3 protein-coding genes are annotated in these 1399 nt (G+C 60.8%); all 3 read left to right on the forward strand.

Annotation, left to right across the window (positions count from 1 at the left end):
* A partial coding sequence (locus AC097L_RS24375) for a pirin family protein (RefSeq protein ID WP_479589304.1) occupies window positions 1–295 on the forward strand: 295 nt, incomplete at its 5' end.
* A 39-nt stretch (window positions 296–334) separates the two neighbouring features.
* A complete protein-coding gene (locus tag AC097L_RS24380) occupies window positions 335–745 on the forward strand; it encodes a DoxX family protein (RefSeq protein ID WP_479589305.1) in 411 nt (136 codons plus the stop codon).
* A 52-nt stretch (window positions 746–797) separates the two neighbouring features.
* A complete protein-coding gene (locus AC097L_RS24385) occupies window positions 798–1352 on the forward strand; it encodes a flavodoxin family protein (protein ID WP_479589306.1) in 555 nt (184 codons plus the stop codon).
* Window positions 1353–1399: the final 47 nt, after the last annotated feature.

The raw sequence follows: 1399 nt of genomic DNA on the forward strand, positions 1-1399 counted from the left end.
CGACAGCGAAAAGCGCGGTGATCTGCGCCTGGTGGCCTCGCCCGACGGTGCCCAGGGCGCGGTCACCATCCATGCCGATGCCCACTTGTACGCCGGGCTGCTCGACGGCACGGAAACCGCCACGCTGGCACTGAACCCGGCGCGCAAAGGCTATGTGCACCTGGTGCGCGGAGCCCTGGAAGTCAATGGCATCGCGCTGACCACCGGCGATGCGCTTCTGATCGACAACGAAGCCGAGCTCACTCTGGGCAAGGCCGCAAATGCAGAAGTCCTGGTCTTTGACCTGGCTGCTTGAATTTTTTAAACCTAACTCCGAAATCTCTGAAAGAAAACCATGTTCAACACTCTCCAAAACCCCCTGAGTCTCGCTGGCCGCCTGCTGCTGGCCGCCCTGTTTTTGCCTGCGGGCATTGCCAAGATCACCGGCTTTGCTGGCACTGTGGGCTATATCGGCTCGGTCGGCCTGCCATTTCCCACGCTGGGCGCGCTGGCGGCCATTGCGGTGGAAGTGCTGGGCGGCCTGGCGCTGATTTTTGGCCTGGGCACTCGCTTTGCGGCGCTGGTGCTGGCTGGTTTCACCCTGGTGGCCAGCTTCGTCTTCCACGCCTACTGGGCTGTGCCTGCCGACGCGGTGATGGTGACGCAACTGCTGTTCATGAAGAACATCGCCGTCGCCGGTGGCCTGCTGACCGTAGCCGCCTGGGGCGCCGGTGCCTGGAGCCTGGACGCGAAACGCAGTGCCTGATCTCCAGTAAAGTGTTTCCCGTTCGTTGTTTTTACCTACCTAGAAAGTCTGTATGACCAAAACTGTTGTTGTCTACCATTCTGGCTACGGCCACACCCAGCGCGTAGCCCAGGCCGTGGCCGAAGGTGCCAGCGCCGAGCTGATCGCCATCGATGCCGAAGGCAATGTGTCCGAAGCCGGTTGGGCATCCATCAACGCGGCAGATGCCATCATCTTTGGCACGCCCACCTACATGGGTGGCCCGAGCTGGCAGTTCAAAAAGTTTGCCGATGCCACCAGCAAAGCCTGGTTCACCAGCGCCTGGAAAGACAAAGTGTTTGGTGGCTTCACCAACAGCGCCAGCTTCAGCGGCGACAAGCAAGTCACCCTGATCTATCTGCAAACCCTGGCTTCGCAGCAAGGCGGCATCTGGGTCAGCCTGGGCCACATGCCCAGCAACACCAAGGCCGCAACCCGCAACGACATCAACAACCTGGGTGGTTCGGTGGGCGTGCTGGTGCAGTCGCCATCGGACAGCAGCCCCGCTGAAATGTCGCAAGGCGACTTGGACACCGCCAAGTTCTACGGCAAGCGCGTGGCCGACATCACTGCCAAGTTCCTAGCCTAACTTTCATGGAATCGGGTGCAGAGCACCCCGAGCCATGAAAGTTGTTT

This window comes from Rhodoferax sp. RT5P35 (assembly GCF_056521385.1).

Bases quoted from the DNA above. Each gene is read 5' to 3' on its own strand.
- AC097L_RS24380 (WP_479589305.1), top strand. From the start codon at position 335: ATGTTCAACACTCTCCAAAACCCCCTGAGTCTCGCTGGCCGCCTGCTG.
- AC097L_RS24385 (WP_479589306.1), top strand. From the start codon at position 798: ATGACCAAAACTGTTGTTGTCTACCATTCTGGCTACGGCCACACCCAG.